This window comes from Campylobacter sp. 2014D-0216 (genome assembly GCF_014931215.1).
Taxonomy (GTDB): Bacteria; Campylobacterota; Campylobacteria; order Campylobacterales; family Campylobacteraceae; genus Campylobacter_D.
On record NZ_CP063089.1, the window covers coordinates 1,439,328 to 1,465,814 of the forward strand.

Sequence of the window (26,487 nt, forward strand, 5' to 3'; positions counted from 1 at the left end):
ATAGAAAAAATATAAATATTTTGTTTTAAATTTTCACATTTTATTATATAAATTAATTTATATTTAATTTATATTTAATATAATAGACAGTTTTAATATAAGGAGATAATATGATTTTTTTTACATATGACAAAAAAGTACTATTAATGCTAATTAGCTTGGTGTTTTTTTCATGTGTTAATATTTATGCAAAAGATTTTAAACCTATTATAGTAATTCATGGTGGAACTAGTGGCCTAGGACTCACAAAAGAAGAATTTAACAAAAGAGAAAAAGTAATGAAAGAGTCTTTAAAGGCTGGTCAAACTATACTAGAACAAGGTGGGAGTTCGGTTGATGCGGTTATAGCCGCCATTAAAGTAATGGAAGATAGCCCTGAATTTAATGCTGGCAAAGGTGCAGTTTTTACTGCTGATGGATTTAATGAGCTTGATGCATCTTTAATGGATGGAAAAAATTTAAAAGCCGGTGCTATCGCAATGGCTAGAACCATTAAAAATCCTATCGAGGCAGCAAAACTTGTCATGGAAAAAACACCCCATACTTTAATAGCCGGAGAAGGAGCTGATAAGTTAGCCAAAAAGCATGGTTTAGAAATAGTAGGACAAAAATACTTCTTTACAGAGCACAGATACAAACAACTCCAAGAAGCAAAAAAAAGCAAAGAAGTGTTGCTTGATAGCGACAAAGCTAAAGCGCACCTTGGCATAAACACTGAACCGTATTTAGGTACAGTTGGCGCGATAGCTTTAGATAAAAACGGCAACCTAGCAGCAGGCACAAGCACAGGTGGAACTACAAATAAAATGACAGGACGCATTGGAGATTCCCCTATTATAGGAGCTGGCAACTATGCAAATAACGATTCGGTTGCGATTTCTTGCACAGGAACGGGTGATATTTATATAAGAGTAGCTGCAGCCCATGAAGTTGCGGCTTTATACAAATACAAAAAACTTTCCATACAAGAAGCAGTTGAGGAAACCATCAAGCAAATAGCAAAACTTGGTGGAACAGGTGGGATCATCTCCATAGATAAAAATGGAAAAGTCGGCTATGCTTGGACTAAAGATAAACTTGGAATGTACCACGGAGAAGCAAAAATCGGTGAAGAACCAAAAGTTTTTTGGCCTTTAAAAAATTAAACTAACGCAATTTAATCTTTTTGGTGCCTCTAATTTTAAAAATTTTTGAGGCACTACTTTCAAAAAAAAACTCATCTACTTTTACATCTGCATTGCTGATAGCCCATTGATAATTAAAGCTTTTTCCATGTTCGTTTGCAGAAGTAGAATAAAGCCAGTCAAAATTTTTTAAAAAATTTGCATGGCTACAATCTTTCACAACACGTATTGCTTTAGAATTAGGATACAAAAAAGTAGTTTTTTTGGATTTTCTTACAGTATTTTTAAAGTGATTTGGCACTCTAGTGAGTTTTGCTAACTCACTCAATTTAGCCGTAGCAACCAAACAAGCTTGGTCTAGAGGCCTTTTTTTTAAAGCATTAAGGGCTTTTAAGTCTTTACTTAAAAACCCTGCTGTTGTATCAGTTTGAGCAAGATAAATCATGCTTTTAAGTATTCTTGTAAGCTCTTTACTTCAAGACATGATTTATTTTGTATAGCTTTAATCGCTTTTGCACCTGCATAAGCCGCTCTTAAATTTGTAAAATATGGGGTTTTAAAACGCAATATATTTGCTCTAATTTTTTTAGTATCACCCTTAAAACTATGCTCATCGCTAGTATTAATAGCAAGTTGAATTTGAGAATTTTTAAATTTATCCTCTACATTTGGACGCCCTTCTGAAATTTTATGCACAAACTCACATTCCAAACCTGCTTCTTGTAAAATCTTAAAAGTTCCACTTGTAGCAATGATTTTAAATCCTAGTTTAATGTATTCACTTGCTAAATCAACTGCGTATTTTTTATCTTGTTCTCTTAAAGACAAAAAGACGTTTCCATTTTCTGGTAAGAAGTTAGATGATGCAAGCTGACTTTTTGCATAAGAATTTTCAAAATCTTTACTAATACCCATAACTTCACCGGTTGAACGCATTTCAGGCCCAAGCTCAAGATCACTTCCATTAAGCTTTGCAAAAGGAAATACCACTGATTTTACGCTAATGTGTTTTGGTTTTTTAGCTCTTAAAATTCCATTTTTTTCTTCTACTACTTTAAAGGTATCATAAAATTTCAAACTTTCTCTTAAATTTCCTTGCCACATCACGCGTGTTGCTACCTTAGCTAAAGGAATTCCCGTAGCCTTGCTTACAAAAGGCACAGTTCTACTAGCTCTTGGATTGACTTCTATCATATATAGCTTATTGTTATGGATGGCAAATTGTATATTTAAAAGCCCTACTACACCTAAATTTAAAGCAATATCTTTTGTTTTTTGCTCAATCATCTCAAGCATAGCTTCATCGATATTTACAGCAGGTAAAGAACAAGCACTATCACCCGAGTGAATTCCCGCTTCTTCAATGTGCTCCATAATACCTGCCACATACACTTCTTTTCCATCGCTTATTGCATCCACATCAAGTTCGGTAGCATTGTCTAAAAACTGATCAATCAAAACCGGAGATTTATCACTCACATCTACTGCTTCTTGCATATATAATCTAAGCTCATTCTCATCATGCACTACACGCATTGCACGACCACCCAAAACATAGCTTGGTCTAACAAGCACAGGATAACCTATTTCTTTTGCTTTTAAAATCGCCTCTTCTACACTTACTGCTGTGCCATTTTTAGGCTGATCTATGCCTAAATCTTCAATAAATTTAGCAAATTTCTTTCTATCTTCAGCTAGATCTATCACTCTTGCACTTGTTCCTATGATCTTTGCTCCAAAAGCACTCAAGCGTTTTGCAAATTTAAGCGGAGTTTGCCCACCAAAATGCACTATCACCCCATCTGGCCTTTCTTTATCAATCACTGCTCTTAAATGCTCAAAATCAATCGGTTCAAAATACAAAATATCACTGGTATCATAATCTGTTGAAACTGTCTCTGGATTACAATTATACATTATCGTTTTTACACCCATATCTTTTAAAGCAAAAGATGCATGCACGCACGCATAATCAAATTCAATACCTTGTCCTATACGATTTGGCCCACCACCTATAATCATTACTTTTTTGTCTTTTTTATCTTTACTTTCTTTTACTTGTGTAGCTTCACTTGCATTAATACTTGAGTATAAATACGGAGTTAGTGCTTCAAATTCTCCTGCACATGTATCTACTTCGCTATATTGAGCAATGATTTTATGTTTAATTCTTGCGTAATAAATATCATTTTGGCTTAATTCAAGATTATCTTTTTGATTTATCAAACTAGCAATTTTTTTGTCCGAAAAACCTAAAGTTTTAGCCTTTCTTAATAATTGCTTGTTGCTTAAGATGTCCATATCTATTTGATCTTCAAAATCCACTATTGCTTTAATTTGATTTAAAAACCAAGGATCTATTTTGCAAAGCTCATAAAGCTCTTGAGTGCTAAAACCTTCTCTGAATGCTTGTGCTATATAAAGTAAACGTTTTTCGTTCGCATGGCGAATTTTTGCCACAAGTTCGTTTTTGTCACACTCTATCACATCAAAACCACTTAAATTTCTCTCAAGCGAGCAAAGTGCTTTTTGAATACTTTCTTTAAAGGTTCTTCCTATAGCCATAACCTCGCCTACGCTCTTCATCGCAGTGCCAAGCTCGGTGCTTGCGTTTGGAAATTTTTCAAAAGTAAAACGAGGAATTTTGGTTACAATATAATCAATCACCGGCTCAAAAGAAGCAGGAGTGCCTGTGATGTCGTTTTTGATTTCATCTAAACTAAATCCAACCGCTAAAAGTGTAGCAACTTTAGCGATAGGGTATCCTGTTGCTTTACTAGCTAAAGCCGAAGATCTTGAAACACGAGGATTCATTTCAATAACTATCATTCTTCCATTGACCGGATTGATAGCAAATTGGACATTTGATCCGCCTGTATCCACTCCGATTTCTCTTAAAATCGCAAAAGAAGCATTACGCATTGCTTGATATTCTTTATCAGTAAGTGTTAATGCCGGAGCTATGGTAATAGAATCTCCCGTATGAACCCCCATAGGATCAACATTTTCAATAGAACAAACGATAATGCAATTATCGTTTTTATCTCTAATAACCTCCATTTCATATTCTTTCCAACCAAGCAAACTTTCTTCGATCAAAATTTCATGGATTGGACTAAGCGCTAAAGCAGTATTTGCTAGTTCTCTAAACTCATCCATATTATACACTACACCGCTTCCTGCACCACCAAGGGTAAAAGAAGCTCTTATCATTAAAGGAAAGCCGATTTCTTCTACCGCTTTTAAAGCCTCATCATAATTGTATGCATACATAGATTTTGGCAAATCCATGCCGATTTTTTTCATACTTTCTTTAAAAATCTGTCTATCTTCACCTTTTTTTATCGCTTCAGGATTTGCACCTAAAAATTTAACCTCTCCAAGCTCACCACTTTCATAAACTTCCATAGCTACATTTAACGCCACTTGTCCACCCATAGTAGGTAAGATCGCATCGATTTTTTCTTTTTTGATTATGCTTAAAATACTTTCTTTGGTAATTGGCTCTATATAAGTTGCATCAGCAAATTCTGGATCTGTCATAATGGTAGCTGGATTGGAATTGATTAAAACCACTCTATAACCCAACTCTTTTAAGGTTTTTGCTGCTTGAGTTCCTGAGTAATCAAACTCACAAGCTTGACCTATAACGATAGGCCCACTGCCTATTAATAGTATATTTTTGATATCTGTTCTTTTTGGCATATGATTTCCTAAGCTGAATTTTTAGCCAAATTATAACAAATATAAGTTTTTTAAAAGTTGAAATTCGTAAAGAATTTAGCCCTTTAAGGGCTAAAATTACTGACGATTGCCAAAAGTTATAGCATAAGCTTCATTTCTCACATCAAACAAAGGATCTTTTGGTGGATTAACTCCTTGAGGTATATCTGAAGGAAAAAACACATCAAAATTACAATCTTCATCGCTTAATGCATCTACCTTAAAAGTTCCAACTAAACTTTCTTTATGCTTACCACTCCACAATGCTGTTGTTTCATCAGTAATATCATCTTGGTTTGCATATACCAAGTACATTTTGTATTCTACCGGTTGGTTTAATTTTACACGATTTTGAAAATCTTCTTTTAAAAAATCACTACTTGCATTTTTTATCTGCATTTCGTTTAAGTATTTTACACCCTCACTTGGAACTAATTTCCATCTTGCTGGCAAATAATCTTCACTCCCTGCTTGTTTAAAATAAAAAGTATGTATGCTAAAAAACGGAGTATTTGCAACACTCTTGCTAATGCCTATTTTATCAGTATATGCAACAAAATTTCTATATGAATCGACTTCTTGTATCATTTTACTTATTTTTTCTTGATCAACTCTACCATTAACTGGAAGTCTCATTTCAAAAAACTGACCAAATTCTTTAGGATTTTTTGCAAAATTTATTTCTGTATTTAACATTACCATAGTCCAAGAGGCAGAGTCTTTGGGACTAGTAATTCTAATAGCCATACCTCTTGTTTTGCTTTTATCATCTTTAAAAGCTCCGCCCAAAGAATACCTTACTTGAATTGGTAATTTTTTCTGCATCAACAAAGGCACGTCAATTTCTCTATTGATTGATTGAGCTGGTTCAAAAGACCCCATAGCACAAAAACCCTTTGCGTGGTTAACTTTTGCTTTTGGATTTTTAGGATCTGCATTGAGTTGGTAAAAAATGTCTGCTATTTTTTGCGCATCATACTCTACATCATTTGCATAAACAATGCCACTTAAGCAACAAGCCACCAAACAAGTGTTAATATATTTTTTCATTAAAGCTCCTAATTTTAACTTAGGAGATATTGTAATACCTAATTATAAATAATAATTTATATCAATTAAAATAAATAATGCTTTGCTATAAATTTTCCACCATATAAAAATAACTCGGCACTTTCATTTTTACATATGGCTTAACATAAGCATTTTGGTAAGCACCCTCTTCCTCTACTTTATAAATTTCCCCCACGGGTATTCCTGAAAAGAAAATCTCATCTAAGCCACTTGTATAGACTTTATCTCCGATTTTAAGCTCAAGCCATTTAGGGATATACTTAACCAAAACATAATCATTTCTACCATGAGCTATACCTGGTGCTTGCTCTTTGCCTATATATACAGAAAAAATACATTCCTCATCACCTTGTAAAAGCCCCAAAGCTCTGCCATTTTTTTCTATCACGATACCCGCTGTATAGCCATTATAAATCAAACCTTTGATTTTTCCCTTATAGTCAATATCAAGCCAAACCTTATGATAATCACTAATTTGCGCATAAGAAGTTGCCTTAACTAAACTCACATTAGGATAATAAAAACTTGAGTTTTTATCACTTAAAATATTATTTAATTCATTGGCAAAATTTTTCATATAAATGTTGTTTTTTTCAAGCTCAGCATTTCTTTCTCTTAAATGTCTAATCTCTTGAGCTTGATTGAAATGTTCATTAAATTTATTTTTTAGAAGTTCAAGACTTTGAGAGAATTGATTAACAATAGCAATATTTAAATCTAAAACATTTCGCTTTATTACATCACCATAATAAAACGAAATGAATACCAAAAAAGATAAGATTAATACGCTAAGAATTTTACTCTTCATTCGTTAGTTGATGCAATAATGAAATTTCTTCTAAAGCCTTACCCGTTCCTTTTGCAACTGCTAAAAGTGGTTCATCAGCTACATAAACTGGAAGTTTTACAATTTCTGATAGATACTTATCAAGTCCGCGTATCAAAGCTCCACCGCCAGTTAAAACAACACCATTTTCAACAATATCTGCCGCAAGATCAGGTGGCATCATTTCAAGAACAATTTTTAACGCATCAGCAATTTCTTTTAAGTGCTCACGCATTGCCTCTCTTACATCTTCACTTGTTAATTCAATCCTATTTAATAAACCTGTTACTTGATCGCGTCCTTTAACTACCATAGAAAGTTCTTTTGGAAGTTGCACTGCTGAACCTATGGCGATTTTAATCTCTTCGCCTGTTCTTTCACCTATAACAAGGTTATATTTTTCTTTTACATAATTTACTATACTAGTATCAAGTTTATCTCCTGCTGTGCGGATTGATTTTGATATTACAAGTCCGCCCAAAGAAGTTACTCCAATCTCTGTTGTACCCCCACCAATATCAACCACCAAGCTTCCTTGAGGCTCTCTAACTGGTAAATTTGCACCAATAGCTGCAGCCATAGGTTCTTCGATCAAAAACACCTCTCTAGCGCCCGCACTTAAAGCACTTTCTCTTACAGCTTTTCTCTCAACCTGAGTTAGACCATAAGGCACTGAAATGATAATTCTAGGTCTTAAAAAAGATTTTCTTCTATGAGTTTTTTCTATAAAATAACGGATCATTTTTTCAGTCATATCAAAATCAGCAATCACACCATCTTTCATAGGACGGATCGCTTCGATATTACCCGGTGTTTTACCCACCATTTCTTTAGCTTCTTTTCCCACTGCTAAAATTTTTACTCTACCATATCTTTCACGCTCTACCGCAACCACCGATGGCTCATCAATAACTATACCTTTGTCTTTTACCAAAACCAAAGTATTTGCAGTACCTAAGTCAATACCCATATCACTTGAAAAAAATCCAATTATTTGATCTAAAATCATTCTCAGCCTTTAATTTTTTTATTTTTTATAAATAAAGGTTTAGCACCCTCTTTGATCACTTCTTTTGTAATGACTATGCTATATCCATGATATTCTGGCAAGTCAAACATCAAATCCACCATCATTTCTTCAATAATACTTCTTAAGCCTCTAGCACCTGTTTTACGCTCTAGCGATAGCTTAGCAATTTCTCTTAAAGCATCATCTTCAAATTTTAATTCCACATTATCAATAGCAAAAAGCTTTTGATACTGTTTAATAATGGCATTTTTTGGCTCTGTTAAAATACGCACCATACTCTCTTCATCAAGCTCTTCCAAAGAAGCCAATACATGCAGTCTTCCTATAAGTTCAGGAATAAGTCCAAAATGTACCAAATCATCAGGTTCTAGTCTTTGCAGTAAGGCTTCTTTTGTGTCTTTTTTATCATCAGTAAAAAAGCCCATGACATTATCACCTAGTTTTCTTTTAATGATATCACCAATACCATCAAAAGCACCCCCGCAAACAAATAAAATATTGGTCGTATCAATTTGTATAAAATCTTGATTAGGATGTTTTCTACCACCCTTTGGCGGGATATTCACCAAAGAACCTTCAATGATTTTAAGTAAAGCTTGTTGCACACCTTCTCCGCTTACATCTCTTGTAATAGATCGGTTTTCTCCCATTCTTGCAATTTTATCAATTTCATCGATAAATATAATTCCTTTTTGAGCTCTTTGCACATCACCATCTGCGGCCTGCAAAAGACGCGTTAAGATATTTTCAACATCTTCCCCTACATAACCTGCTTCTGTTAAAGAAGTTGCATCACAAATTGCAATAGGCACATCTAAAAATCTTGCCAAAGTTTGTGCTAGTAAAGTTTTCCCACTTCCAGTTGGACCCACTAGCAAGATATTAGACTTGGCTAATTCTGTATCATCATCTTCCAAATCCGATTTAAAAAGTCTTTTATAGTGATTATACACCCCTACACTAAAGATTTTTTTAGCTCTATCTTGTCCGATGACATATTTATCTAAATACGCTTTCAACTCCTTAGGAGTTATATCTTTAAAATTCTCTTTATCTACTTCTTTGTTTTTTAGTTCTTTTTCTTCTCCAAAGAAAATATTACAAGCACTTTCAGCACAGTATTCACAAATGAAAGCATTATTATAATCATTGACCAAAATTCTTCTTTCACTTGTTTCTATTTCGTTGCAAAAACTACATCTTTTAACCATGGTTTTTTTCCTTATATATAGGAATTCCTCTTTTTGTTTCTAAAATAAAATTGCACATTTTTTTAACATTTTCACTCGAGGTATTTTCCAATAAATTTAAAGCATTGTCTTTTAAATTTCCTTGTCTGAATAAAAATTTAAAGGCCCTACTTAATACATCCACTTCATCTTTATCAAAACGTCTTCTTATACCCACCAAATTCAAGCTTCTAATACTTGCACGGTTGCCCTCAGCTAGACAAAATGGCACCACATCTTGAGAAAGCGCACTAGCGCCTGCTATCATACAACCCTCGCCCACTTTAACAAACTGATGAATAGGGGTAAGTCCACCCACTACAGTATAATCACCAAGTTCTACATGTCCTGCTAAAGTGGCATTATTTGCTAAAATAATATGATCTCCCAAAATACAATCATGTGCAATATGCGAATAAGCCATGATAAAAGCATTATCGCCTATTCTTGTAAAACCATCGCCTTTAGCTGTACCCGAATTAATAGTCACAAATTCTCTAATAACCGCATTTTTTCCTATAATAACACCTGAATTAATTTCATCTTTATAGGAAATATCTTGCGGAATATCTCCCACTATAGCATAAGAAAAAACTTTTGAATTCTCACCTATAGTCACATTAGGCAAAATTCTCGCACCTTGCTTAATAACACTGTTTGCACCTATATTAGCATTTTTTCCAACATAAGCATAGGCTTCTACCACCACATCATCTGCTATGATAGCCCCATCTTCTATAACTGCACTTGGATGTATTTTGCTCATTATTTATCTACTATCATGGCTTTAAGTTCAGCTTCTGCAACTAATTGTCCATCTACAAAAGCTTTTCCTTGAAAAATCCACATATTTCCACGATTTTTAACAACACTCATTTCATAATCAAGTCTATCACCAGGACGCACAGGATTTCTGAATTTAGCATTATCAATTCCTGTAAAATAAACCACTTTTTCGCTTGGATCCACTTTATCGTCCATACTTTCAAAAGCCAATACTCCACCAGTTTGCGCCATACCTTCTAAAATCAGTACTCCTGGATAAATTGGATGGCCTGGAAAATGTCCCATAAAAACATGATCACTGATACTAATATTTTTATAACCTCTAACAACTTCTTTGTTTTTTAATTCCACGATTTTATCAACAAGTAAAAATGGATACCTATGTGGTAAAATTTTTTGAATTTGCATTACATCTATCATAAATTTAGCCTTAAAATATATTCAAAATTCAGATTTTACAAAAAAAATATTAATAAACTAATTAAGTTTTATAACTTCACTATCTTTTCTCTACTGTCAAAATAAATTTCACTTTTAGCTATAAATTCATATGACCCTTTGTTGATTTTTTCCACAATCACAAGCGGAGAAAGATCATAAGCTCCAAAGTGCTTTTGTCTTATTTTAATTTCTTGTTCCACTTTTAAGGGGTTTTGCAAAAAGTCTTCAAAATCCCTAAAACGCATTTTACACAAACTATTTAGGTAATCAAAACTCCATAGATTAATCTCATCTTTTACACTTTTATAATGCTTCAATCCTTCTTCTAAAATACTGAATTTAGTATATGAATTTTTAAAGTGTGAATAAAATAAAACATGGGCTTTTATAGCTTGTTTGTTTTGTTTTATCAAAGCTCTTAACAAACGATAATTTAAAAATTTCTCTCTTTGGATTGCAAACTGAATGCCTTTTTTTTCTAAATTTTTAACTTGATTGTATAATTTGATTTTTTCTTCTATACTTGAGGGCAATACTTGTTTGTTAATAGGACTCATAAGCTCATCAATAAAAGCTTTTTGACTTTTTTGCTTCGCAAGCGCATAAATACAACCACAATAATTTTGATGATAAAGCATATCTTGCTTAGCTAAGGCAAATTGTCTTTGCGTGCCTCCATTTTTTCTAAAATCAGGAGCTAAAAACTCTATGCCAAATTTATCACATTCTTTTTGTAGCGCTAGCTTTAATTGCTCCAAATCTTTTTTTGGAGAAGTTAAAAGGGTTGTAGTAAGCCTTTTTTCTCCTATTTTTTGAGCAAATTCAACGCTTTTTTGCATTCTAAAATCAAAACAAATTTGACATCTAGCGCCTTTTTCAGGCTCATCTTCATAACCTTTTACACTCTCAAGCCATTTTTCATATTCATACTCGCCTTTATATAGCTTAATACCTAATTTATCACAACTACGCTTAACATCTAAAAATCTAAGCTCATGCTCGCTATAAGGATGAATATTTGGATCATAAAAATATCCGATGATCTTCTCATCAGGATAAGCTTTGCTTAATTCTTGTATAAAATAATGACTATCAACACTACAACAAATATGAACTAGCATAATTCTTGTAACACCTTAAAAGCATGATCTTTAGCTCTTACGTTTTTATATATTTTTGCAATATTTCCATCTACATCGATCACAAAAGTAGATCTTATAAGTCCTTCATATTCTTTGCCATAATTTTTCTTTAAACCCCACGCTCCATAAAGTTTACAGATTTCTTTTTCACTATCGCTTAATAAAATATGCTTTAAATCATATTTTTTTATAAAATTTTCATGCGACTTCACACTATCAGGACTAACACCTATAATCACAGCATTTTGTTCCAAAAAAACTTCATAATGTTGACTAAACTCGCAAGCTTGTGTAGTGCAACCTGGGGTGTTATCTTTTGGATAAAAATACAAAACAACCTTTTTTCCTAAAAAATCACTTAATGAAATTTTCACACCATCTTGATTTAAAAGCTCAAAAACCGGTGCCTTATCTCCTACTTGCAACTCTTTCATTTGTTACCTTTTGATCTTAATTTTTCTACGCTTTCTCCTCCAAAAGCAATATCATAAGGCTCAATGCTTTCAAGCATAATCACTATATTTTGTTTTGGCTTATTGTATTTTGTATGCAAAAGCTCTGTGATATCTGCTATTAATTCTTCCTTTTGCTCTTTACTAAAATCTGGCTTAGCTAACTTGATATTAATAATTGGCATACTTTTTCCTTTTTTATAAAATAAAGAATTTTACTATATTCTAGCAATTATTAGTATATTTTTGATAAAATTGATTTTATTTTCAAGAAGGACCAACTTATGATTAGGGCAAAAAAAATTTGGATGGATGGAAAAATCATTGATTTTGAAGATGCAAAAATTCATGTTTTAACACATTCATTACATTATGGAAACGCGGTTTTTGAAGGAACAAGAGCTTATAAAACGCAAAATGGATTGGCGATTTTTAGACTAAAAGAACATACCAAAAGACTTTTAGAATCCGCAAAAATCACTTTAATCAACTCTCCTTATTCGCAAGAAGAACTTGAAAATGCTCAAATTGAACTTTTAAAAGCAAATAACTTTCAAAGCAATGTATATTTGCGTCCTTTGATTTTTTTAGGAGATGGCACTATGGGAGTCTACCATGCCAATGCACCTGTTAGGGTGGCTATTGCTGCATGGGAATGGGGTGCATATTTGGGCGAGGAAGGTTTAGAAAAAGGTATTAAAGTAAAAATTTCATCTTTTGCAAGAAATAGTGTAAAATCTAGCCTAGGTAAAGCAAAAGCAAGCGCAAATTACTTAAATTCCCAAATGGCTAAATTTGAAGCTATTGAAGCAGGATATGAAGAAGCTTTAATGCTAGATGAGGAAGGTTTTATAGCAGAAGGAACAGGTGAGTGTTTCTTTATGATAAAAGATGGAAAACTAATCACTCCTCCAAATGATTTTTCTTTAAAAAGCATTACGCAAGATACGGTTTTAAAAATTGCGCATGATTTAGGTATAAGCATAGTGCGTCAAAGAATTTCAAGAGATGAAGTTTATGTTGCTGATGAAGCATTTTTTACAGGAACTGCAGCAGAAATCACTCCAATTAATAATATAGACGCAAGAATTATAGGAAATGGAAAAAGAGGTGAGCTAACAACAAAGCTCCAAAATGCGTATTTTGATGTAGTTTATGGACGCAATGAAAAATACGCTTCAATGCTAACTTACATTTAATAAAGGAACTTAATGCCAGCTGATTTGAATGATTATTTTAACAAAAAAAACAATCAAAACAATAATAAGCAAAACTTGAATTTCAAAGCACCTGAATTTAACTTCAAAGGCTTTGGAAAATTTTCTCCACTTATTTATAGTGCAATTGCTATAATTTTAATTTTTGCGCTTTTTAAACCTTTTGCCATTGTTAATTCAGGTGAAATGGGGATCAAATCTACCACCGGTAAATACAGCCCTACTCCTTTAGAACCAGGACTTCACTTTTTTATGCCTGTATTGCAAAAAATTACCATCGTAGACACTAGAGTTCGACAAATCAATTACGCTTCAATTGAAGGTGTAAACGAAAATTTACATATAGGCTCAGGTGTGGTTAATAAAAACAGTATTTCTGTGCTTGATTCAAGAGGTTTACCTGTATCTATTGATGTAACTGTACAATATAGACTAAACCCTTTACAAGTGCCTCAAACTATTGCAACTTGGGGATTAAACTGGGAAAATAAAATCATCGATCCAGTAGTTAGGGATGTAGTAAGAAATGTTGTAGGACAATACACCGCTGAAGAACTACCAACTAATCGTAACACCATAGCAGTACAAATTGATCAAGGTATTAGAAAAACCATAGAAAGTCAACCAAACGAACCAGCAGAACTCCAAGCAGTACAACTTAGAGAGATTATTTTACCTATCAAAGTAAAAGAACAAATTGAAAGAGTTCAAATTGCCAAACAAGAGGCTGAAAGAACCAAATATGAAGTTGAAAGAGCCAACCAAGAAGCACTCAAAAAAGCCGCTTTAGCCGAAGGGGAAGCAAATGCTACTATTATTAGCGCTAAAGGTAGAGCAAGTGCTGTAAAAATAGAAGCCGATGCACAAGCATATTCTAATAGAGAAATCGCAAAAAGCTTAAATGCTCCTTTGCTTAGCTTAAAACAAATCGAAACTCAAAAACAATTCAACGAAGCACTTAAAGTTAACCAAGATGCTAAAATCTTCTTAACACCTGGTGGAGCAGTGCCAAATATTTGGGTTGATAGCAAAGATAGCAAAAAAACAAGCTCAATGGCAAACTAAATTAAAAGAGTGATAATGAACGTTCAACACATTCGAGAGCAAATGATTTTCTATACCACTCATTTGCACTTGATTGATTTTTTACTAATGGTTTTAGTTATATTTTTTTTCATTATCACTCTATTTATTGCTTTAATCATTAGAAATAAACCTGCTTTTGCTTTTACGGTAATTTTTTTAGGTTTTTTGTGCTCTAGCGCTATTGCATATTTAGGATATTTTTTAATCGACACCAAAGTAAGATCTAGAATCACTCATTTAGACAATGCACAATTTTTTGTGTATGATAATTCTTTAAGTGTAGATTATAGTTTAACCAACACTTCTAAAAATAATTTTAATTATTGTAAGTTAAAAGTAGAGGTATTTAAAAAAATTGATGATAATCATTCAAATTCTATAGAAAAAATTATACACACCATCAAACCACTAAGAAGTAAATCTAGCATCATAGAAAAAACAATAAAACCAGAACAAACTATTAACTTAAAAACTAAATTTTCCGATTTTAATGAAGGTCAAGATTTTGACATTCAACTTCATTCAAAGTGCTTTTAATGGGATATTTTACTATTTTTCATATTCTGGTTATTTTCATGATGTTAGCTTCCACTGCTTTAGTTTGGATCTTACTTTACATTAAAGTGCAAAACAAAAAACATATGATTATTTTTTGTGTAATTAGTTTTGTTTTGGCTTTGATTTTAACAATTTCTTTATCATTAACTATAGACCAATACACCAAAAAAGCGAGCTTAAGCAACTTTTCAACCTATAGACGCTTAGCATCTGAAAGTATTATTGTCAAAGGTAGGGTAACCAACGACACCAACTTTAAAATTTCAGAATGCTTTTTAGAGCTTAGAATTATTGATGATTATAGAAAAAAAGAGGTTGGCGGAGAAATTTTTAATCAGCAAAATTTTGACAGTATCAAAAAAGCCAACCAAGAACAAAGAGATGTATCTTACAATATAAACATTGTTAAGTATCTTCCAGGCAATACATACAAAGACTTTTCATTTGAAGTGGCATTGCCACCCCAATTTCAAAGCTATAAAGTATTTAAACAGCTAAAATGTCGATAAGGATTATTGAATAAAATAATCCCCATCAAAACTAATCAATGAATACTTTCTTTCATTACCTATACTTGAAACCAACTCATTGATATCTAAGAAAGTTAAACTATCTGCACCTGTATACTCTCTAACTTCTTCAACATTTTTATTAGCAGAGATTAACTCTTCAAATGTTGGAGTGTCAATACCATAAATATCAGGAAATTTGATTTCTGGACATGCTATGGCTAGATGAATTTTTCTTGCCCCTGCCTGCCTTAAAAGAGCAATAATTTTTTTAGAAGTTGTACCTCTTACAACACTATCATCAATCACTACTATATCTTTACCTTCTAAAACTTTTTTCATAGGATTGAGTTTTAATTTAACTTTTAAATTTCTCATTTCTTGAGTTGGCTCTATAAAGGTTCTTCCTACATAGTGATTTCTAACTATCGCCATTTCAAGCGGGATCTTTAAATACTGTGCAAATCCTATCGCAGCACTCACGCCACTATCTGGTACAGGCACTACAAAATCCACTTTCTCTTTAAACTTTTTAGCCAAGGCTTCACCCATTTTTTTACGTACTTCATATACGCTTTTACCTTCTATAATACTATCAGGTCTAGCAAAATAAATATACTCAAACGCACAAATTCTCGGATCAACTTGATCAAAAACCTGAATGCTTTCAATCTCATCACTACCTTGAGTAAAAATCAACATTTCGCCTGGTTTTACATCACGAATAAATTCAGCTTCTATTAAATCAAAAGCACATGTTTCACTTGCTACGATATACCCTCCATCTTTTAATCTACCTAAAGACAAAGGTCTAACCCCATAAGGATCTCTTACTACAAAAAGTTGATTTTTACTAGCCAACATAAAGCAATATGCACCTTTGCTTTGCGCTAAACTTTCTATAAATCTATCTTTTAGAGTTTCTTTTTTACTTTTGGCGATCAAATGTACTACATTTTCTGTATCCATATTAGAATGAAAAATCGCACCATTATCAATAAGCTCTTTTCTTACCGCTTCTTTATTGATTAAATTTCCATTATGCACCAAAGAAATATCACCCAAAGAACAAGTAGCAGCAACAGGTTGTGCATCATGCAAAGAAGAATTTCCAGCCGTAGAATAACGATTATGCCCAATAGCAATGCTACCTTTGAGCTCTGCTAAAATTTGCGTGTTAAAAATTTGCCCAACCTCGCCTTTAGCTTTATGTGTTTGAATATTTAAACCATCACTTACACTAATCCCGCTTGCCTCTTGCCCACGATGTTGCATCGCAAATAAAGCATAGTAAGCCACCGTACTTGCGTTTTTTGAATTAATTACTCCAACTACTGCACACATTTAAATTCCTAAACAATCATCTATATCATACAAGCCATTTTCTTGAGAAACTAGCCATTTTGCACATTTTATTGCACCTTTTGCGAAAGTAGCTCGTGATGTTGCGGTATGATTTAATTCTATAAATTCGCCTTCATTATAAAAACCAACCCTATGCGAGCCAACTATATCACCACCTCTTAAACTCATTACTGCTATCTCATCTTTACTTCTTTGTCCGATGATTCCATCTCTCCCACTCACTCTGACCTTTTCTAAGTCTAAATTTCTAGCCTTTGCAACACTTTGTGCTAAAGTCATAGCAGTACCACTAGGAGCGTCTTTTTTCTTATTATGATGCATTTCTAGTATTTCTATATCAAAATCCCTTAAGGCTTCGCTTGCCAAATAAGAAAGTTTTTTTAAAATTGCAACACCTAAAGACATGTTGGTAGCATAAAGAATAGGCATGGTAATGCTCGCACTTTGCATCAATTCATTTTGTTTAGCATCTAATCCTGTTGTGCCTATTACCAAAGGCTTGGGATTGCTTCTTGCATATAAAAGCAAATCCTCACAACCTTTTGGGGTAGAAAAGTCAATTATCACATCACATTTTGCGAAAAAATCCTCATAACTTGAGCCTTGATCAAACAAGGCACTTGACTTTGCAAACTCATCGCCTTCTAAACAAAACCTTATTTGTGTACCCATACGCCCACTACTTCCATGAATTCCGATATTTATCATTTAAAATCTACCTTTTTAGAATTTGGAAAATTGTAGCGTTTATTTATTTAAAAGCAAATAACACTTTTGATTAATCATCCCATTTTTGACCTAGAAAATTTCCATTCCTATCAAAAAACATTTCCATATTATTACTAAGTTTGATTTCATATCCAAAATCTTCCCAATCTACATCAACGATAAACGCACCTGGAAAAGAACTTTGAATTTTATCCATGATAGGTTTAGATAGACCATAATAATTTTGCGCATAAGGATATGCTTGTTGCATAGGCTCTTGATAATATTGCGCGTTAGGTTGATTTTGCATTGTATTTGCACTTAAGAAAGTAGCCAAAGTAGCACTTATGATTAATATTTTTTTCATTTTAGATTCTCCTTATATTTTTTGTAGGAGAATCTTAGTTAGTTTATGTGAAATTTATGTGAAGACTAATGTAAACTTTCAATATAAGCTAAAGCACTGAGTGCTGCAACTGCACCATCACCTGCGGCGCATATTACTTGCTTAGGAGCATCTTTTCTCAAATCTCCTGCTGCGAACAATCCTGCAATATTAGTTTGCATTTTAAGATCCACATTTACTTGTCCACCTTCTTCCATTGTACATAAAAATTCACCATTATCTTGCTTTAAAATTTCATTTCTTACATTTAAACCCACAAAGGTGAAAATTCCAGGCACATCAAGTTCTCTTTTGCTGCCATCTTTCATTCCTATTTTGATCTTATTAACACCCATATTATCACCACAAACTTCATCTACTACTGCATTAGTGATTAATTCGATCTTATCGTTGTTTTTAACTTTTTCCACGGTAGAAGGAGCAGCTCTAAATTCATCTCTTCTGTGTATTAAATACACTTTTGAGCATATATTTGCTAAATACAACGCCTCTTCTAAAGCAGTATCTCCACCACCTAAAACAGCAACTTCTTTATTTTTATAAAAAAAGCCATCGCATGTTGCACAAGTACTTACACCTTTTCCAAAAAATTCATCTTCGCCTTTAAAACCCGCACGACGCGGTGTAGAACCTGTACACACAATCACAGCTTTTGCCTGCTCGCTTTTTCCACCTTCTAACTTTATAGTAAAACTGCCATCATCATTTCTACTAACTTGCTCAACTCCCACCATTTCATGTTTCAAGCCAAAACGCATACATTGTTCATTCCATGGAGCCATAAAAGAAATTCCATCTAAAACCTGTGCAACACCGGGATAATTTTCGATTTCAGAGCTAGAAGTAATTTGCCCCCCGGGCATACCTTTTTCAAACATAACAACGTTTTTTAATCCACCTCTAGTAGCGTACAAACCAGCACTTAAGCCCGCAGGACCACCACCTATAATAGCTAAGTCTAACATATTATCTTCCTTATAATTTGTATTTATAAGTATTATACAAATTTTTCTTTAATTATAAATAATAAAAATTATTAAATAGTAAAAAATGTGAGAAAAAGCCACAAAAAGTGGCTTGAGATTATAAAAGTGAGTTTAGTTTATCTGCTAATGCTTGTTTTGATTGAGCGCCCACTAGCTGATCTACCACTTCGCCATCTTTAAAGAAAATAATAGTCGGGATAGATCTTACACCAAATTGAGCAGCCAAATCACCTTGCTCATCTGTATTAACTTTACAAATTTTAGCTTTACCATCAAAATCATTTGCAAGTTCATCAATAACTGGAGCTAGCATTCTACAAGGTCCACACCATGGAGCCCAAAAGTCTACTAACGCAACACCTTCTTTTGCTTGTGCAAAATTTTCTGCTGTTAAATCAATATATTTTCCCATTTTTTCTCCTTTATTTTTTTAAATTCTATTGAATTAGAATAAATATTCTCTTAATAGCTAATGTTCTCTAGTAGTTTTATATCATCTTTGTATACACAAAGTAAATCTAATTGAAAATTTTCTTCTCCTTTGTGTTTCATAAAGTAATATTGTATTGTTTTTACAAGTTTATGATATTTTTTCACATCTAGTCGATATGCCACTTCATAATTACCTTGTGTGCTTTTTACTTCGATAAAATGTAAAATTTCATCTTTTTTAGCAATGATATCAACTTCTCCAAATTTAGAATGAAAATTTCTTTGAAGAATTTCAAAACCATGTTTTTTTAAATATTCACAAGCTAAATCTTCACCTTTTTTCCCAAAAAGATAGTGCAATAAAGCCATCTAATCTTCAATTCTCATCATAAAAACATCGCCTTGGACAAATTCTTGCTCTTGCAATTTTTGAATAAGTACTTGTATATTTTTCTCATAAGTTTGATGAGTGATGAAAAACAAAGTGCTGTAATCTTGTCTTTCTTTTTTTGGTTTTTGCAAAAAAGTATCGATGGAAATTTGATGCTCACTCATTAATTGTGTGATTTTTGACAAAACCCCTATTTTATCCAACACTTTTAATCTTAAATAATATCTTGTATAAATTGAATCTTTTTCTAAAAGTTCATAAGAAGTATCGTTTAAATATCCAAAAATGGCACTATTTTTTTCTTTTCTTGCAATGTCAATTAAATCTGCTATAACCGCACTTGCAGTTGCTTTGCCACCAGCACCTGGGCCATAATACAAACTTTCACCTAAAATATCCCCATAAACGCTAATAGCATTCATCACACCATCAACTTTAGCTAACATTCTATCTTTGCTTAACATAGCAGGATGAGCTCTTAGCTCTATTTTTCCCTCTTTAATTTTAGCAATACCCAAATGTTTTATGGTATATTCAAATTCTTTTGCAAAATAAATATCCTCATCACCAACCTTGCTAATACCTTCGATCAAAATATCTTCAGGTTTTACTCTTAAGCCATAAGCGATATTAGCCAAAATCAAAAGTTTATGCGCTGCATCAAAACCTTCGATATCAAAAGTTGGATCCGCTTCAGCATATCCTAATTCTTGAGCTTTTTTCAAAACCTCATCAAATTGGGCATCATTTTCAGCCATTTTACTTAAAATGTAATTGCTAGTCCCATTTAAAATACCCTGAATTGAAACGATATTATTAGCGCTTAAACCCTCTTTTAAAATTTTAATGATAGGAATTCCGCCTGCCACACTAGCTTCATAACCAAAAGCTGTGTTTTGTGCTAATTTCTCAAGCTCATAGCGATGATAAGCAAGCAAAGCTTTATTGGCAGTCACAACCGCTTTTTTTCTCTGTAAAATCTTTGAAATTAATTCAAAAGGTAGCTCTATACCACCCATTAATTCTACAAAAACATCAATATCATCACGATTTAAAATTTCATCAATATCATTTACCACAGGAATTAAGGCATTTGGTTTTGCACTTCTTGCTAAAGCGACCACCGGAATAATTTTCTCATCACATCTTGCTTTGATTAATTCTTGATTTTTTAATAATGTTTCAACAACAGCACTTCCAACTGTCCCATAGCCTAAAATTGCGATTTTCATTTTATTCTCTTAAATATTTTTTGATATTTCTAGCAGCCTGACGAATGCGATTTTCATTTTCTATTAAAGCGATTCTAACATACTCATTACCTGCCTCACCAAAACCTACTCCCGGACTTACTGCAACATTTGCCTTTTGTAAAAGTTGTTTAGAAAATTCCATACTACCAAGATGAGCTTTGCTTTGCGGAAGTTTTGCCCATACAAACATACTTGCATTTGGTCTTTTTAATTCCCAACCTGCTTGATAAAATGATTCTAGCAATACTTCCAACCTTTTTGCATAAGTTGCTTTGATCTCTTCAACACAAGTTTGATCTCCATCTAAAGCAATAGTTGCGGCAACTTGTATTGGAGTATACATACCATAATCAAACCATGATTTAATTTTCTTCAAAGCACTGATTAAGCGTTTGTTTCCCACAACAAAACCTACGCGCCAACCCGCCATATTATAAGATTTTGAAAGTGTATAAGTCTCTACTGCTACATCTTTAGCACCTTCAACTTCAAAAATAGAAGGGGTCTTATAAGAACCAAAAGTCAAGTCCGCATAAGCAATATCAGAAATAATATAAAATCTTTCTTTTTTTGCCATAGCTACTAATCTTTCATAAAAGCTCTTTTCCACAGTAACAGTTGTAGGATTGTGTGGAAAATTTACCACCACATATTTTGGACGTGGAATACTCTCATGCAGAGTTTTTTGCAAATTTTCAAAAAAAGTATTTTCATTTAACTCATAATTCTCATTAAAATCAAAATTCATTGTCGCTACATTGCCACCTGCAATGATAAAAGCCTGGGTATGAATAGGATAAGCAGGTGTAGGCACAATAGCCACATCGCCCGGATTAATCACTGCTCTTGCTAAATTTACAAAGCCTTCTTTAGAACCCATCGTTGCAACCACTTCACTTTCAGGATCTAAATCAACATTGTATTTTCTTTTATACCAGTTGCAAATCGCGAGTCTTAGTTTATAAATTCCACTCGAAGCAGAATAACCTGAAGTTTTGTCTTTATTTGCACTTTCACAAAGCTTATCTATGATATGCTGCGGGGTTTTTCCATCAGGATTTCCCATAGAAAAATCTATTATATCCTCCCCTGCTCTTCTTGCCGCCATTTTAATTGCATTAACTTCAGCAAAAACATAATTTGGAAGTCTTTCTATGGTATTAAAATGAATTTCATCAAACATTGTCCGTCCTTTTTAGCGTCTTAAGTAAATTTTTAAACCCCTTTTAATATTATCAAGGCTAAACATATCCCCTATAATAGCATATTTTGCTCCTAATGGGATATTAACATTAATTTCGTTTTGTTTATGTGTATTTTCTACGCCTTGAATAAAATTTAAGTTTTTATCTAAAAATTGAATTTTACAAAACCAAGAATCAAGATTATGCGCACTTAATTCCATGCTTTTTGCACCTTGTAAATCAACAATATATTCTCTCAAAGGTTTACTAAGCTGAATGATGGTATTAAGAGGAATTTGGGTATTGATTTTAGGCTTTGCTTTTGAAAAATCTAGCTCGTATTCATAGTTTAATTCAGAAATTTTAAAAATATCCTTAATAAAAACAGAACTTGATAATAAAGCTTTATAAAAAACCCCTGGATCAAGCATATATTGAGAATCTACTGCTAGTTTATAAGTGATATAATTTTCTCTTAAAGTCAACTCTGTAGGTATAAAATATACATAACCTAGCTCATTTAAAGTGTCGTTGATAGTTTTAAAAAATAAAACCGAATCAGCCTGTGCCTTAAAACTAAAGGTGAGAGTTTTTGGCTCATTTAAAATAAAATTAGCCAAAGAATTGGTTTTTAAAATTTGCGATATGGTGTAAATATCAACATTGCCATACTCATCTTTATAATCATTTCTTGCAAACAAAAGCTCCAACTGTGCGTTTTTAGAGTCATCATTAACAATATGTCGCGCTACTTCTAAGGCGCTTAACGCAAAAGCATTAAGCGTTAAAACTATAGAAAATATGAAAATTTTTACCATAATTTTCCTCTATTTTCTTTAATAAATTCAGCTTTAGTGATTTGTTTGATTTTTCCATCTTTAATCATTAAAAACTTAGATACTCCATTTTTAAATTCTAAAGTTTTATTGTTTTCATCATTCAAGCTAAATGCAGCGTGCCCTGTAGTAATAAGCATATCCTTATCTAAAGACAATACATAATCATTTTTTATCGTCAATGAAGTTTTTCTATAGTTTTTTAAATCTATCATTCCAAGCCAAAGTTCTGCGCTAGGCTTTATCACACTTTCATTCAACAAAACTACTTCTTTATTTATCAAAGTTGAATTATCTTCAGTGCTTTTGGTACTTTCAATTAATTTTGTATGATTTTGATCAATATCCAAATTAATAGCATTAGTTTCATTGCTTTCGTTGTTTTCTTTTGGAATAGAAATTTCATCTAAAAAGAAATTAGGCATATGGCTTTCATTTTCATCTATTTTTTCTTCTAATATAATTTGTTCTTGGTTTAAAACATTAGTAGTATTTTCATCAAGAATGGAACTTTGAAAAAATCTCGAAACACCCCAAGCCAAAGCTACTATCAAAAGCACCACCACAATGATAACAACATACCAAACACTTGAACTTTCTTTGGTGTATGAGTTCATTCTCGGTGAAATATGTACTTGGTTTTTTCTTTCTATGCCATTTTCTTCTAAATAAGCATGATATTCTTCTAAAAAAGTGGAAAAATCAAGCTCATATTCTCTTTGTAAAATTTTTATAAAACCGTTTACATTAAAACGAGATAAAGATTTAAAATCTTTATTGATGATGTACTCAAGACAAGTTAATTCTATCTGGGTTCTTTTTTGAACTTCTAATAAATTTAAATCTTCTAATTTTTTCCAACTATCCATTTTTCATCCTATCGCAAAGTATTGCAAATGCTGCACTTACATTTAAACTATCAAAATCATTGTGCATTTTTATACCCACACACTCATCACACTTTTTAAGCACCTTAAGAGCTATACCAAAACCCTCGCTCCCCATAATTAAAACCTTTTTTTCTTTTGCTTTGATGGTATGTATATCACTGCCCCCACTTGCACTAGCATAAATATAAAAGCCTTTTTGTTTTAATTCATTGATCATACTTAAAACATCATCATTTAAAACTATCTTCATATCCAACGCTGCACCGCTGCTTGCGCGAATAACCCCATCAATGGCCACACTTTTTGCCACTAAAATTACACCATCAGCACCAAGCGCATAAGCACTACGGACAATAGCACCGATATTTCCCACATCGCTAATATTGTATAAAATAACTATAAAGTCTTTGTCTTTTAAACTTTCAAAAGAACTAAACTCATACTCGCTAATATCCATTAAAAAACCCTGATGATTTCCACCTCTTGCTAAACTTTGAGCGGTTTTAAAATCAAGTTTTTTGATTTTTTTAGATACTTTAGCTATTTTGGAAAACTCAGCTTTTTCACATTCTTTTGCTAAATAGATTTCGTTAATTTTTTCCTTGTGTTTTTCTAAAATATAAAAAAACACTTGCTTACCATAAACTATCATTCTTCAATGATAGCTAATTTCAACTTAAAAGCAGTTTTTGATAATTTTCTTTAGGTGATTTTGCATTGATTTTTGAAAGCAATTTTGCTTTTGCTTTTAAAGGCAAATCAAGCTCATAAATATCTTGCTCACACAAGGTGTTTTCATGAAATTGTTTTTCTTTAGCATTTACAACCACACACCATTCACCACGCAAATCCATTGTTTTTAAGCATTTTAAAACATCTAAAGCGCTAGATCTTAACTTGGTTTCAAATTTTTTTGTTGCTTCTTTTATGATAAAAATTTCTCGTAAAGAGTCAATTTTACTAATTTCTTCTACCAAATTTAATATTCTTGTAGGCGCTTCATATACTATACTAGGATAAGGATTAAGCATTAATCTTTCGATATCTTTTTGTCTTTGTGGATTCTTGTTGGCCAAAAAACCCATAAAAATAAATTCTTTTTGACAAAGTGCACTTGAAACCAAAGCAAGCAAGGCAGCATTAGAGCCTGGTAAAACCTCATACTGAATATGGTGTTTTATCGCATAATCAACAAGAAACTGTCCCGGGTCACTAATACCTGGCATACCCGCATCACTTAAATACGCGATATCTTGATCAAAAAAATTCTCATCTATCTTTGCTAAAAAGTCTTTCTCATTATGAGTATGCAAGGCGATATATTTATCGGGTTTAATTTCTAAACTAAATTTTTCGTTAAGAAGATGGATTAAAGATTTGCAAACTCTTGTATCTTCGCACAAAAAGAGTTTGCATTTTTGTAAAATTTCTAAAGAATGAAAAGAAATATCGTTTAAATTTCCTATGGGCGTAGGAATAAAATATAACATTATTGCATTGCGTATTTTTTCTTAAATTTCTCTACACGACCCGCAGCATCAACGATTTTTTCACTACCTGTAAAGAATGGATGGCAGTTTGAACAAATATCAACTTTAATTTCTGATTTATTTGACTTAGTAGTAAAAGAATTTCCACAAGCACAACTAACTTTGCATTCTACATATTCTGGATGAATTTCTTTTTTCATTGTTTATCCTTTTTCAAAACATTAAGGCGTAATTATATAAATATTTATATAAAAAATAGCTAAATTTAAGCGTGTTTTTAAATTATAAACTTAGAAGCAACCCCGATTAATGCTGTTTGTGCTTTAAGGATAAAATTTGCTTGCAATTTTGCCTTTTTGACTTTTTCCTCTCTTTCTTGCTGCGAAAATCCTCCTTCAGCACCCACTAAAAAAACCCATTCTTTAGGATCAAAACTCATCAAATCTTCACCATCAAAATCAATCAAAACGATATTATCATAAGCTTGCTTGAATGTTTTAAAATCATCAAAGCATTCAAGCTGCATCAAAGAAGCACGTCCACACTGCTGAGAGGATTCTATTAAAATTTTTTCCATTCTTTTAAAATCTAACTTGAAATTTTTTTGCGAGAAGTCCATATAAACCAAAGAAAGTTTCGCAACTCCAAGTTCATTTAAAAAAGGTAAGGTTTTTTCTATGGTTTTTGGATCAATCACTGCTAAAGCTAGATGAAGATAAGACTTTAGCTCCTGCTTATCTTCTTTTTTATCTTGCAAACTTAATACACAAGATCGTCTAGAAAGCTCGATACACTGATAAGTATAAGCAAACCCATCTTTTAAATTTTTTAATGTGATACACTCATTAAGCTTTATTCTTCTAGCTTTTAAATGTAAAAAAGCTTCGTTATTTAATTCTATTTTGTCAGCACCGCTTTGTGAGTGAAATAAAAACTGCATTTAAAGATAAAACCTTTGAAGCAAATAAGGCACAAAAAGTAAGCATATGCCCAAACACAAGATAAAAAAACTTAAAAATCTAAATTTGGCATAACGCTTAAACAACCTTGCTTTTTTAAATAGCACAAACTGATAAATAGCTAAAGCAAAAACTAAAATCCAACAAAGCCACATGGAAAGTATATATAAACTCAATTCAAAATGTTTTAAAGCCCAAAGCAAACTTCCAGTAAAAAGCGTGATTGCTAAAAATAAATAATAAATTGGTAAAAACAAACGAATTCTTTTTATAAATATAAACTCTTGTGAAAAGCTACTTTGAGTTAAATACAAATAAAACAACATCAAAAAGCCGTTTGCATATAAACTATACACATGCAATGCTAGAAAAAATTCATAACTTTGATCCATC

The 26,487-nt window shown here is 32.5% G+C and carries 31 protein-coding genes; 5 read left to right on the top strand and 26 right to left on the bottom strand.

Features of this window, described 5'->3' with window-relative positions:
* Positions 1 to 110 precede the first annotated feature (110 nt).
* Positions 111 to 1,145 (top strand): isoaspartyl peptidase/L-asparaginase family protein, encoded by a 1,035-nt coding sequence (locus tag A0083_RS07235; protein WP_120760099.1) that lies wholly within the window; start codon positions 111 to 113, stop codon positions 1,143 to 1,145.
* A 1-nt stretch (position 1,146) separates the two neighbouring features.
* Here A0083_RS07235 and A0083_RS07240 read toward each other — a convergent pair whose 3' ends face one another.
* From A0083_RS07240 to A0083_RS07290, 11 genes are all read right to left on the bottom strand, one after another.
* A complete protein-coding gene (locus tag A0083_RS07240; protein ID WP_197553096.1) occupies positions 1,147 to 1,569 on the bottom strand; it encodes a Sua5 YciO YrdC YwlC family protein in 423 nt (140 codons plus the stop codon).
* Positions 1,566 to 4,829, bottom strand: coding sequence for a carbamoyl-phosphate synthase large subunit (carB, locus tag A0083_RS07245; RefSeq protein ID WP_197553098.1), 3,264 nt, complete (start codon positions 4,827 to 4,829; stop codon positions 1,566 to 1,568). Before carB ends, A0083_RS07240 begins: the two co-directional genes overlap by 4 nt.
* 96 nt (positions 4,830 to 4,925) lie before the next feature.
* On the bottom strand, positions 4,926 to 5,897 hold the full coding sequence (locus A0083_RS07250) for a catalase (protein ID WP_197553100.1): 972 nt from the start codon (positions 5,895 to 5,897) through the stop codon (positions 4,926 to 4,928).
* Between the two features lie 85 nt (positions 5,898 to 5,982).
* Positions 5,983 to 6,726, bottom strand: a complete 744-nt coding sequence (gene mreC, locus A0083_RS07255) for a rod shape-determining protein MreC (RefSeq protein ID WP_197553102.1) — start codon at positions 6,724 to 6,726, stop codon at positions 5,983 to 5,985.
* On the bottom strand, positions 6,716 to 7,753 hold the full coding sequence (locus A0083_RS07260; RefSeq protein WP_039664565.1) for a rod shape-determining protein: 1,038 nt from the start codon (positions 7,751 to 7,753) through the stop codon (positions 6,716 to 6,718). Before A0083_RS07260 ends, mreC begins: the two co-directional genes overlap by 11 nt.
* A gap of 2 nt (positions 7,754 to 7,755) precedes the next feature.
* A complete protein-coding gene (gene clpX / locus A0083_RS07265; RefSeq protein ID WP_039664566.1) occupies positions 7,756 to 8,985 on the bottom strand; it encodes an ATP-dependent Clp protease ATP-binding subunit ClpX in 1,230 nt (409 codons plus the stop codon).
* Positions 8,978 to 9,769, bottom strand: a complete 792-nt coding sequence (lpxA, locus tag A0083_RS07270; protein WP_043020211.1) for an acyl-ACP--UDP-N-acetylglucosamine O-acyltransferase — start codon at positions 9,767 to 9,769, stop codon at positions 8,978 to 8,980. The genes clpX and lpxA overlap by 8 nt, the downstream gene beginning before the upstream one ends.
* Positions 9,769 to 10,209 carry a 3-hydroxyacyl-ACP dehydratase FabZ gene (gene fabZ / locus A0083_RS07275; protein ID WP_039664568.1) on the bottom strand — a complete coding sequence of 147 codons (441 nt, stop codon included), beginning with the start codon at positions 10,207 to 10,209 and terminating at the stop codon, positions 9,769 to 9,771. Before fabZ ends, lpxA begins: the two co-directional genes overlap by 1 nt.
* A 68-nt stretch (positions 10,210 to 10,277) precedes the next feature.
* Positions 10,278 to 11,351, bottom strand: a complete 1,074-nt coding sequence (locus tag A0083_RS07280) for an epoxyqueuosine reductase QueH (protein ID WP_197553104.1) — start codon at positions 11,349 to 11,351, stop codon at positions 10,278 to 10,280.
* Positions 11,345 to 11,806 (bottom strand): thioredoxin-dependent thiol peroxidase, encoded by a 462-nt coding sequence (gene bcp, locus A0083_RS07285; RefSeq protein WP_043020213.1) that lies wholly within the window; start codon positions 11,804 to 11,806, stop codon positions 11,345 to 11,347. The genes A0083_RS07280 and bcp overlap by 7 nt, the downstream gene beginning before the upstream one ends.
* Positions 11,803 to 12,009 (bottom strand): tautomerase family protein, encoded by a 207-nt coding sequence (locus A0083_RS07290; protein WP_197553106.1) that lies wholly within the window; start codon positions 12,007 to 12,009, stop codon positions 11,803 to 11,805. The genes bcp and A0083_RS07290 overlap by 4 nt, the downstream gene beginning before the upstream one ends.
* A 99-nt stretch (positions 12,010 to 12,108) precedes the next feature.
* On the opposite strand from A0083_RS07290, the gene ilvE reads away from it, so the two are divergent.
* The 4 genes from ilvE to A0083_RS07310 are packed head-to-tail and all read left to right on the top strand — an operon-like array spanning position 12,109 to position 15,194.
* Positions 12,109 to 13,023 (top strand): branched-chain-amino-acid transaminase, encoded by a 915-nt coding sequence (ilvE, locus tag A0083_RS07295; RefSeq protein ID WP_197553108.1) that lies wholly within the window; start codon positions 12,109 to 12,111, stop codon positions 13,021 to 13,023.
* 12 nt (positions 13,024 to 13,035) lie between these two features.
* On the top strand, positions 13,036 to 14,106 hold the full coding sequence (locus A0083_RS07300) for a prohibitin family protein (protein WP_197553110.1): 1,071 nt from the start codon (positions 13,036 to 13,038) through the stop codon (positions 14,104 to 14,106).
* A 15-nt stretch (positions 14,107 to 14,121) separates the two neighbouring features.
* On the top strand, positions 14,122 to 14,664 hold the full coding sequence (locus A0083_RS07305; protein ID WP_120760114.1) for a DUF2393 family protein: 543 nt from the start codon (positions 14,122 to 14,124) through the stop codon (positions 14,662 to 14,664).
* Positions 14,664 to 15,194: a DUF2393 family protein gene (locus A0083_RS07310; RefSeq protein ID WP_120760115.1), complete on the top strand. Its 531-nt coding sequence runs from the start codon at positions 14,664 to 14,666 to the stop codon at positions 15,192 to 15,194. Before A0083_RS07305 ends, A0083_RS07310 begins: the two co-directional genes overlap by 1 nt.
* Before the next feature lie 3 nt (positions 15,195 to 15,197).
* On the opposite strand, the gene purF is transcribed toward A0083_RS07310, so the two are convergent.
* From purF to A0083_RS07385, 15 genes are all read right to left on the bottom strand, one after another.
* On the bottom strand, positions 15,198 to 16,538 hold the full coding sequence (gene purF / locus A0083_RS07315; RefSeq protein WP_120760117.1) for an amidophosphoribosyltransferase: 1,341 nt from the start codon (positions 16,536 to 16,538) through the stop codon (positions 15,198 to 15,200).
* Positions 16,539 to 17,267: a 4-hydroxy-tetrahydrodipicolinate reductase gene (dapB, locus tag A0083_RS07320; protein WP_197553112.1), complete on the bottom strand. Its 729-nt coding sequence runs from the start codon at positions 17,265 to 17,267 to the stop codon at positions 16,539 to 16,541.
* Between the two features lie 70 nt (positions 17,268 to 17,337).
* Entirely contained in the window at positions 17,338 to 17,577 is a 240-nt protein-coding gene (locus A0083_RS07325; RefSeq protein WP_392389816.1) for a PepSY-like domain-containing protein, read from the bottom strand.
* A gap of 122 nt (positions 17,578 to 17,699) precedes the next feature.
* On the bottom strand, positions 17,700 to 18,638 hold the full coding sequence (trxB, locus tag A0083_RS07330) for a thioredoxin-disulfide reductase (protein WP_197553114.1): 939 nt from the start codon (positions 18,636 to 18,638) through the stop codon (positions 17,700 to 17,702).
* 118 nt (positions 18,639 to 18,756) lie between these two features.
* On the bottom strand, positions 18,757 to 19,071 hold the full coding sequence (gene trxA, locus A0083_RS07335; RefSeq protein WP_039664580.1) for a thioredoxin: 315 nt from the start codon (positions 19,069 to 19,071) through the stop codon (positions 18,757 to 18,759).
* Positions 19,072 to 19,121: 50 nt separating this feature from the next.
* Entirely contained in the window at positions 19,122 to 19,460 is a 339-nt protein-coding gene (locus tag A0083_RS07340) for a YraN family protein (RefSeq protein WP_120760121.1), read from the bottom strand.
* A complete protein-coding gene (locus A0083_RS07345; RefSeq protein ID WP_197553116.1) occupies positions 19,461 to 20,714 on the bottom strand; it encodes a homoserine dehydrogenase in 1,254 nt (417 codons plus the stop codon).
* A 1-nt stretch (position 20,715) separates the two neighbouring features.
* Positions 20,716 to 21,918, bottom strand: a complete 1,203-nt coding sequence (locus A0083_RS07350; protein ID WP_120760125.1) for an LL-diaminopimelate aminotransferase — start codon at positions 21,916 to 21,918, stop codon at positions 20,716 to 20,718.
* Between the two features lie 12 nt (positions 21,919 to 21,930).
* A complete protein-coding gene (locus tag A0083_RS07355) occupies positions 21,931 to 22,737 on the bottom strand; it encodes a hypothetical protein (protein WP_197553118.1) in 807 nt (268 codons plus the stop codon).
* Entirely contained in the window at positions 22,731 to 23,624 is an 894-nt protein-coding gene (locus A0083_RS07360) for a hypothetical protein (RefSeq protein WP_197553120.1), read from the bottom strand. The genes A0083_RS07355 and A0083_RS07360 overlap by 7 nt, the downstream gene beginning before the upstream one ends.
* Entirely contained in the window at positions 23,617 to 24,297 is a 681-nt protein-coding gene (gene rlmB, locus A0083_RS07365) for a 23S rRNA (guanosine(2251)-2'-O)-methyltransferase RlmB (protein WP_197553122.1), read from the bottom strand. Before rlmB ends, A0083_RS07360 begins: the two co-directional genes overlap by 8 nt.
* A 19-nt stretch (positions 24,298 to 24,316) precedes the next feature.
* On the bottom strand, positions 24,317 to 25,135 hold the full coding sequence (rsmI, locus tag A0083_RS07370; protein WP_120760132.1) for a 16S rRNA (cytidine(1402)-2'-O)-methyltransferase: 819 nt from the start codon (positions 25,133 to 25,135) through the stop codon (positions 24,317 to 24,319).
* Entirely contained in the window at positions 25,135 to 25,335 is a 201-nt protein-coding gene (gene rpmE / locus A0083_RS07375; protein ID WP_039666086.1) for a 50S ribosomal protein L31, read from the bottom strand. Before rpmE ends, rsmI begins: the two co-directional genes overlap by 1 nt.
* A gap of 77 nt (positions 25,336 to 25,412) precedes the next feature.
* A complete protein-coding gene (locus A0083_RS07380; protein WP_197553124.1) occupies positions 25,413 to 26,075 on the bottom strand; it encodes a 16S rRNA (uracil(1498)-N(3))-methyltransferase in 663 nt (220 codons plus the stop codon).
* Entirely contained in the window at positions 26,076 to 26,486 is a 411-nt protein-coding gene (locus tag A0083_RS07385; protein ID WP_120760136.1) for a hypothetical protein, read from the bottom strand. It lies immediately after the preceding gene.
* Position 26,487 lies beyond the last annotated feature (1 nt).

Excerpts from the sequence above, each read along its gene's own strand:
- A0083_RS07235 (WP_120760099.1), top strand. The coding sequence starts at position 111 with ATGATTTTTTTTACATATGACAAAAAAGTACTATTAATGCTAATTAGC.
- A0083_RS07240 (WP_197553096.1), bottom strand. The coding sequence starts at position 1,569 with ATGATTTATCTTGCTCAAACTGATACAACAGCAGGGTTTTTAAGTAAA.
- carB (WP_197553098.1), bottom strand. The coding sequence starts at position 4,829 with ATGCCAAAAAGAACAGATATCAAAAATATACTATTAATAGGCAGTGGG.
- A0083_RS07250 (WP_197553100.1), bottom strand. The coding sequence starts at position 5,897 with ATGAAAAAATATATTAACACTTGTTTGGTGGCTTGTTGCTTAAGTGGC.
- mreC (WP_197553102.1), bottom strand. The coding sequence starts at position 6,726 with ATGAAGAGTAAAATTCTTAGCGTATTAATCTTATCTTTTTTGGTATTC.
- A0083_RS07260 (WP_039664565.1), bottom strand. The coding sequence starts at position 7,753 with ATGATTTTAGATCAAATAATTGGATTTTTTTCAAGTGATATGGGTATT.
- clpX (WP_039664566.1), bottom strand. The coding sequence starts at position 8,985 with ATGGTTAAAAGATGTAGTTTTTGCAACGAAATAGAAACAAGTGAAAGA.
- lpxA (WP_043020211.1), bottom strand. The coding sequence starts at position 9,769 with ATGAGCAAAATACATCCAAGTGCAGTTATAGAAGATGGGGCTATCATA.
- fabZ (WP_039664568.1), bottom strand. The coding sequence starts at position 10,209 with ATGATAGATGTAATGCAAATTCAAAAAATTTTACCACATAGGTATCCA.
- A0083_RS07280 (WP_197553104.1), bottom strand. The coding sequence starts at position 11,351 with ATGCTAGTTCATATTTGTTGTAGTGTTGATAGTCATTATTTTATACAA.
- bcp (WP_043020213.1), bottom strand. The coding sequence starts at position 11,806 with ATGAAAGAGTTGCAAGTAGGAGATAAGGCACCGGTTTTTGAGCTTTTA.
- A0083_RS07290 (WP_197553106.1), bottom strand. The coding sequence starts at position 12,009 with ATGCCAATTATTAATATCAAGTTAGCTAAGCCAGATTTTAGTAAAGAG.
- ilvE (WP_197553108.1), top strand. The coding sequence starts at position 12,109 with ATGATTAGGGCAAAAAAAATTTGGATGGATGGAAAAATCATTGATTTT.
- A0083_RS07300 (WP_197553110.1), top strand. The coding sequence starts at position 13,036 with ATGCCAGCTGATTTGAATGATTATTTTAACAAAAAAAACAATCAAAAC.
- A0083_RS07305 (WP_120760114.1), top strand. The coding sequence starts at position 14,122 with ATGAACGTTCAACACATTCGAGAGCAAATGATTTTCTATACCACTCAT.
- A0083_RS07310 (WP_120760115.1), top strand. The coding sequence starts at position 14,664 with ATGGGATATTTTACTATTTTTCATATTCTGGTTATTTTCATGATGTTA.
- purF (WP_120760117.1), bottom strand. The coding sequence starts at position 16,538 with ATGTGTGCAGTAGTTGGAGTAATTAATTCAAAAAACGCAAGTACGGTG.
- dapB (WP_197553112.1), bottom strand. The coding sequence starts at position 17,267 with ATGATAAATATCGGAATTCATGGAAGTAGTGGGCGTATGGGTACACAA.
- A0083_RS07325 (WP_392389816.1), bottom strand. The coding sequence starts at position 17,577 with ATGCAAAATCAACCTAACGCGCAATATTATCAAGAGCCTATGCAACAA.
- trxB (WP_197553114.1), bottom strand. The coding sequence starts at position 18,638 with ATGTTAGACTTAGCTATTATAGGTGGTGGTCCTGCGGGCTTAAGTGCT.
- trxA (WP_039664580.1), bottom strand. The coding sequence starts at position 19,071 with ATGGGAAAATATATTGATTTAACAGCAGAAAATTTTGCACAAGCAAAA.
- A0083_RS07340 (WP_120760121.1), bottom strand. The coding sequence starts at position 19,460 with ATGGCTTTATTGCACTATCTTTTTGGGAAAAAAGGTGAAGATTTAGCT.
- A0083_RS07345 (WP_197553116.1), bottom strand. The coding sequence starts at position 20,714 with ATGAAAATCGCAATTTTAGGCTATGGGACAGTTGGAAGTGCTGTTGTT.
- A0083_RS07350 (WP_120760125.1), bottom strand. The coding sequence starts at position 21,918 with ATGTTTGATGAAATTCATTTTAATACCATAGAAAGACTTCCAAATTAT.
- A0083_RS07355 (WP_197553118.1), bottom strand. The coding sequence starts at position 22,737 with ATGGTAAAAATTTTCATATTTTCTATAGTTTTAACGCTTAATGCTTTT.
- A0083_RS07360 (WP_197553120.1), bottom strand. The coding sequence starts at position 23,624 with ATGGATAGTTGGAAAAAATTAGAAGATTTAAATTTATTAGAAGTTCAA.
- rlmB (WP_197553122.1), bottom strand. The coding sequence starts at position 24,297 with ATGATAGTTTATGGTAAGCAAGTGTTTTTTTATATTTTAGAAAAACAC.
- rsmI (WP_120760132.1), bottom strand. The coding sequence starts at position 25,135 with ATGTTATATTTTATTCCTACGCCCATAGGAAATTTAAACGATATTTCT.
- rpmE (WP_039666086.1), bottom strand. The coding sequence starts at position 25,335 with ATGAAAAAAGAAATTCATCCAGAATATGTAGAATGCAAAGTTAGTTGT.
- A0083_RS07380 (WP_197553124.1), bottom strand. The coding sequence starts at position 26,075 with ATGCAGTTTTTATTTCACTCACAAAGCGGTGCTGACAAAATAGAATTA.
- A0083_RS07385 (WP_120760136.1), bottom strand. The coding sequence starts at position 26,486 with ATGGATCAAAGTTATGAATTTTTTCTAGCATTGCATGTGTATAGTTTA.